The sequence below is a fragment of the Achromobacter sp. Marseille-Q4962 genome (assembly GCF_943737005.1).
Lineage (GTDB): Bacteria > Pseudomonadota > Gammaproteobacteria > Burkholderiales > Burkholderiaceae_B > Achromobacter.
In genome coordinates, this window is sequence record NZ_CALSFU010000009.1 from 182491 (window position 1) to 188490 (window position 6000).

At 70.1% G+C, this 6000-nt stretch carries 6 protein-coding genes; 5 read left to right on the forward strand and 1 reads right to left on the reverse strand.

From position 1 onward, the window contains the following. Nucleotides 1-20: 20 nt before the first annotated feature. The 5 genes from lapB to cysM all read left to right on the forward strand — a co-directional run bounded on the left by lapB (nt 21) and on the right by cysM (nt 4887). On the forward strand, nt 21-1238 hold the full coding sequence (lapB, locus tag NGJ44_RS10225) for a lipopolysaccharide assembly protein LapB (RefSeq protein ID WP_053244946.1): 1218 nt from the start codon (nt 21-23) through the stop codon (nt 1236-1238). Next, a complete protein-coding gene (rfaE1, locus tag NGJ44_RS10230; protein WP_053244947.1) occupies nt 1235-2176 on the forward strand; it encodes a D-glycero-beta-D-manno-heptose-7-phosphate kinase in 942 nt (313 codons plus the stop codon). Before lapB ends, rfaE1 begins: the two co-directional genes overlap by 4 nt. Then, on the forward strand, nt 2173-3159 hold the full coding sequence (gene rfaD / locus NGJ44_RS10235) for an ADP-glyceromanno-heptose 6-epimerase (RefSeq protein ID WP_053244948.1): 987 nt from the start codon (nt 2173-2175) through the stop codon (nt 3157-3159). The genes rfaE1 and rfaD overlap by 4 nt, the downstream gene beginning before the upstream one ends. A gap of 335 nt (nt 3160-3494) precedes the next feature. Next, on the forward strand, nt 3495-3902 hold the full coding sequence (locus tag NGJ44_RS10240; protein WP_251863847.1) for a ComEA family DNA-binding protein: 408 nt from the start codon (nt 3495-3497) through the stop codon (nt 3900-3902). Between the two features lie 76 nt (nt 3903-3978). Continuing rightward, complete coding sequence (gene cysM, locus NGJ44_RS10245) at nt 3979-4887, forward strand: cysteine synthase CysM (RefSeq protein WP_053245452.1); 909 nt, start codon at nt 3979-3981, stop codon at nt 4885-4887. 140 nt (nt 4888-5027) lie between these two features. On the opposite strand, the gene mltB is transcribed toward cysM, so the two are convergent. Further along, nucleotides 5028-6000, reverse strand: a 973-nt coding sequence (gene mltB / locus NGJ44_RS10250; protein WP_251863848.1) for a lytic murein transglycosylase B, incomplete at its 5' end; no start/stop codon positions are given.

Here is a 6000-nt window from a genome sequence, read left to right on the forward strand (position 1 = left end):
AAGAAAACAGAGCTCCGATAGTGGATTTCGAACCCTGGCTGCTGATATTCGTGCCGGTATTGTTCGCGCTGGGCTGGCTGGCCGCGCGTTTCGATTTCCGGCAAATGCTGCGCGAGACGCGCAGCCTGCCCGACTCCTATTTCCGCGGGCTGAACTTCCTGCTCAACGAAGAGCCGGACCAGGCCATCGACGCCTTCGTCGAGGTGGCCAAGCTCGACCCGGAAACCACCGAACTGCACTTCGCCCTGGGCAGCCTGTTCCGGCGGCGCGGCGAAATGGAGCGCGCCATCCGCGTGCACCAGAGCCTGCTCAATCGCGCGGACCTTCCCGCGGCCGAGCGCGAGCATGCGCAGCACGAGCTGGCCCAGGATTTCCTCAAGGCGGGCATGCTGGACCGCGCCGAAGCGGGATTCAAGCAGCTCAAGGACACGCGCTACGCGCTGCCCGCGCTGCGCTCGCTGATCCGCATCTACGAATCCGAGCACGATTGGCCGCGCGCCATCGAGGCCGTCAAGACCCTGCACGGGCTGGTGGACGAGCCCGTGCCGCAGATCGTGCACTACTACTGCGAGCAGGCGCAGTCTGCGCTGTCGGCCAAGCCCGCCGACACCGATGCCGCGCATGCCGCGCTGGATGCCGCCGACCATGCCCTGCACGCGGCCGATGCGGCCGGCGGCAAGGGCGCCATGGTGCGCACCGCAATGCTGCGCGCGCGCCTGGCGCTGCTCGAGAACGACCCGAAGCGCGAGCGTCTCTACCTGGAGTCCATCCTTACCGACGCGCCCGAATTCGCCGGCCTGGTGGCCGAGCAGCTGCTGGCCAACTACCGGAACGCCGGCCAGCAGGAAGCCGGCCTCGACCTGCTGCAAAAGCAGTATGCCCGGCATGCGTCGCTCGACCTTTTCAACGTGGTGTTCCGCGAGCTGCGGGCGCAGCAGGGCGCCGCGCCGGCCTGGGCGTTCGCGCGCTCGGCGCTGCGCCACCACCCCTCGCTGCTGGGCCTGGACCGCCTGCTCGAGGCCGAACTGGCCACGGCCGATGGCGAGTCCGGCGTGGAGGGCCCCGTGCCCGGCGCCGACCTCACCCTGCTGCGCAGCCTGATCCACAAACATACGCAACGCCTGGACCGCTACGCCTGCCGCAGCTGCGGCTTCCAGGCCCGTCGCTTTTATTGGCAGTGCCCTGGCTGCAACGCATGGGAAACCTACGCGCCGCGCCGTCTGGAAGAAACCGAATGAACGCATTTCCCGCAGAAGCCGTTTCGCACAGCCGCGTCCTGGTGGTGGGCGATCTCATGCTGGATCGGTATTGGTTCGGCGAAGTCGAGCGCATCTCGCCCGAGGCGCCGGTGCCCGTGGTGCGCGTGGCGCGCCGCGAAGACCGCCTGGGCGGGGCGGCCAACGTCGCCCGCAACGTGGCGGCGCTGGGCGGCCACGTGACGCTGGTGGGCGTGCTGGGCGAGGACGAGGCGGGCCACAGCGTGCGGCGCCTGGCCGCCGAAGCCGGCATCAACGCCGATCTCATCGTCGACGCCAGTCTGCACACCACGCTGAAGATGCGCGTCCTGGGGCGCCAGCAGCAGCTGCTGCGCGTGGATTTCGAACAGCACCCCGAGACGCGGGCGCTCGACGAGATCGACGCCGCGGTGGCGCGGCACCTGGCCAGCCACGATGTCATCGTGCTGTCGGACTATGCCAAGGGCGTGCTGGCCCGCGTGCAGCCCATGATCGCCCAGGCGCGCGCCGCGGGCATTCCCGTGCTGGTCGATCCGAAGGGCGACGATTATGTCCGCTACCACGGCGCCACCCTGGTCACGCCCAACCGCGCCGAGATGCAGCAGGCCGTGGGGCGCTGGAACAGCGAATCCGAGCTCACCGAGCGGGCGCAGCGGCTGCGCTCGGAGCTGGAGCTGGAAGCCCTGCTCGTCACCCGGTCCGAGCAGGGCATGACTTTGTTTACCGACGCAGGGCGCGCGCATACCGATGCGCAGGCCCACGAGGTGTTCGACGTGTCCGGCGCGGGCGACACCGTGCTGGCCACGCTGGCCGTCATGCGCGCCATCGGCCTGCCCTGGACCGAAGCCATGGACTGGGCCAACCGGGCCGGCGGCATCGCCGTGGGCAAGCTGGGCACCTCCGTCGTCACCGCCGCCGAACTGGCAGGAGTATCCCCATGATCATCGTTACAGGAGCCGCGGGCTTCATCGGCAGCAACCTGGTGCGGGGCCTGAACCGCCGCGGCATCGAGGACATCATCGCGGTCGACGATCTCACCGAGGGCGACAAGTTCCTCAACCTCGTCGATTGCCGCATCGCCGACTACCTGCACAAAGACGAATTCCGCCAGCGCGTGGCCAGCGGCGAGCTGCCGGAGGTGCGCGCCGTGTTCCACCAGGGCGCGTGCTCCGACACCACCGAGCGCAACGGCCGGTACATGATGGACAACAACTATCGCGTCACGCTGGAGCTCTTCGAGTTCTGCCAGGCGCGCCGCGTGCCGTTCATCTATGCCTCGTCGGCCGCCGTCTACGGCGGGTCTTCCACCTATGCGGAAGATCCGGCCAACGAGCGGCCGCTGAACGTCTACGGCTACTCCAAGCTGCTGTTCGACCAGGTGCTGCGCCAGCGCATGGACACGCTCACGGCCCAGGTCGTGGGCCTGCGCTACTTCAACGTCTACGGCCCGCACGAACAGCACAAGGGCCGCATGGCCTCGGTGGCCTTCCACAACATGAACCAGTTCCTCGAACACGGCCACGTGCGCCTGTTCGCGGGCTGGGACGGCTACGCCGACGGCGGCCAGAGCCGCGATTTCATTTCGGTCGAAGACGTGGTCGCGGTGAACCTGCATTTTCTCGACAACCCCGGCCGGTCGGGTATCTTCAACTGCGGCACGGGCCGCGCCCAGCCCTTCAACGACGTGGCGGCGGCGGTGGTCAATGCCCTGCGCGCCGAACGCGGCGAGGCCACGCTGACCCTGGCCCAGCTCGTGGAGCAGCAGCTCATCCGCTATATCCCGTTTCCGGACGATCTCAAGGGCCGCTACCAGAGCTACACCCAGGCCGACGTGCGCAATCTGCGGGCCGCGGGTTTCACGGCGCCCATGCGCGACGTGCAGACCGGCGTCTCGGAATACGTGCGCTACTGGCGCGCGCGCTGAACGCGGCGGGCGCGGGTCCAGCCAGGCCGCCGACGAAGGCCACCGCAAGCGGTGGCCTTTTTTTCATTCGTGCCTGCCGGGGTGGGCAAATCCGTTCACCGCGGCCGCGGGGCGAGGCGCGGCGCGGGATGATGCGGACAGGGCGCGGCAATGGCCGCCGCGCTTTTTCCCCTCTGGAGATCCGTATGTTCCGTCTGAAATCCCGCCTGCGCGGCCAACCCGCTGCCGTCCCTTCGACCCTTTTCTCGTTCCGCTCCGTCCGCCGGCCCCGCTCGGGCGCGGGGCGCTTGCCGGCGCCGCCTGCGGCGCGGGGCGCGGGCCTCAGGCGGGCGCTCATGCTGGCGCTGGCCGCCGCGGGCATCGGCCTGGCCGGCGCCGCGCACGCGCTGGACGCCAACCGCGCGTCGGCGCAGGAGCTGGAGCGCATCCGCGGCATCGGCCCGCGCACCGCCGAGATCATCGTCCAGGAACGCGAGCGGGGCGGCCCGTTCGAATCCATGGACGACCTGGCCGAGCGGGTGCGGGGCATGGGCGAAAAACGCATCCAGGCCCTGCGCGCGGCGGGGCTGGAGGTGGGCGGCGACGCATCCGGCGCGGCGCGGCCCGCCGGCCAGCGTGACGCCGCCTCCGGCAAGCCGTCGCGGGCGGGTCCGGCTTCCGGCTCGGCCTCAGGCTCGGTTTCCGGTCCGGCCGCGGGCAAGATGCCGGCGCGCGGCGCGCCTGCGCCGGCGGCGCGGCCCTGATTCCGCCGGCGGGAGTCCCTGGCGCGAACACGGATTTAGGCGTTGCGGCGCGCCAGGCAAGGTTATGATCGGCGGCATGACTACGAACTATCCCACCATCGAACAAACCGTCGGCAACACGCCCCTGGTGCGCCTGCAACGCATTCCGGGCGAGGCCGGCGCGCCGCGCGGCAACGTCATCCTGGCCAAGCTGGAAGGCAACAACCCCGCCGGGTCGGTCAAGGACCGCCCGGCGCTGTCCATGATCCGGCGCGCCGAGGAGCGCGGCGACATCAAGCCGGGCGACACGCTGATCGAGGCCACCAGCGGCAACACGGGCATCGCGCTGGCCATGGCCGCCGCCATGCGCGGCTACCGCATGATCCTCATCATGCCGGACAACCTCTCGCTGGAGCGCCGCGCCGCCATGACCGCCTACGGCGCCGAGCTCATCCTCACCCCCGCCGACAAGGGCGGCATGGAGTATGCGCGCGACCTGGCCACCGAAATGCAGGCCGAGGGCAAGGGCGTGGTGCTCGACCAGTTCGCCAATCCCGACAATCCGCGCGCCCACGTCGAAACCACGGGGCCGGAAATCTGGAACCAGACCGAGGGCCGGATCACCCATTTCGTCAGCGCCATGGGCACCACCGGCACCATCATGGGCGTGTCCACCTACCTGAAGTCGCGCAACCCGGCGGTGCAGGTGGTGGGCGCCCAGCCCGCCGAGGGCTCGCAGATCCCCGGCATCCGCAAGTGGCCCGAAGCCTACCTGCCCAAGATCTTCGATGCCAGCCGCGTGGACGCCTACGAGTCCATCCAGCAGGCCGAGGCCGAAACCATGGCGCGCCGCCTGGCGGCCGAGGAAGGCATCTTCGGCGGCATTTCGTCGGCCGGCGCACTCGTGGCGGCCCTGCGCGTCGCCGAACGCGTCAATAACGCCACCATCGTCTTCATCGTCTGCGACCGCGGCGACCGCTATCTGTCCACCGGCGTCTTCAACTGACGCCGGGGCCGGCGAACCCGGCCGCCGGAACCACCGCACGCAAGGCTCCCGGCGGGGAGCCTTTTCTTTTGCATGCCTCCTTTTGCGCACCCGGGCTGCCCGATCGCGCCTCGGCCCGTTTGGCCAGGCCGGCCGGCGGATCAGCGGCCGACGCGCATTTCGATCTCCTTGGCGAGATCGGCCACCGCCGTGGCGTAGAAATAGCTGCGGTTGTACTGCGTGAGGGCGAAGAAATTGGGCGTGCCGACGCGATACTGCGCCGTGCCGCGGGCTTCCTCCACCAGGTCCACCACGCCGAGCGGCTGCTCGCTCCAGCCGGCGGCGGAGGCGCCGGGCAGGAGCGTGGCGCCGGCGGCGTGCAGCGATTCCCAGGTCTGGCGCGGCACCAGCCCGCCGTCGGCCAGCGGCGCCGGGTCGGGCGGCAGCGCCACCGGCGCGAAGACCGGCAGGCCCCGCTGCCAGCCATGCTGGGCCAGGAAGCTGCCCACCGACATGATGGCGTCGTAGGTGTTGCCGGAAAGGTCTATGTGCCCGTTGTCGTCGCCGTCCACGGCGTAGCGCATGATGCTGCCGGGCATGAATTGCGGCATGCCGATGGCGCCCGCGTAGGAGCCCGCCGTGTCCAGATCGAGCTTGCCCCGTTCCACCAGGGTCAGGAAATCCGCGAGCTGGCCGCGGAACATCTCGGCGCGCTCGGGCCGGGCCGGATCGGGGTAGTCGAAGGCCAGGGTGGCGAGCGCGTCCAGCACGCGGAAGTTGCCCATGTTGCGGCCGTAGAGCGTTTCGACCCCGATGATGGACGCGATGATGGGCGCGGGCACGCCGAAGCGCTGGGCGGCCTGGTTGAGCAAGGCGCGGTTTTCTTCATAGAACTGGGCGCCCCAGCCGATGCGCTTGGGCTCCACGAAGCGCGAGCGGTAGGTGAGCCAGCTGCGCCAGACTTTCTTGCCGCTGGCGCCCGAAGGCAGGATGAGGCGCGCGACCGTGGCGTTGTAGCGCGCTCCCTCGAGCGCGGCCAGCAGCGGCGGCAGGGGCAGTTGGCGTTCGGCGGCCAGGCTTTCGGCGAATGCGCGCACCTCGGGCCGCAGGGCCCCGCCCGCCGTGCGCGTGGCG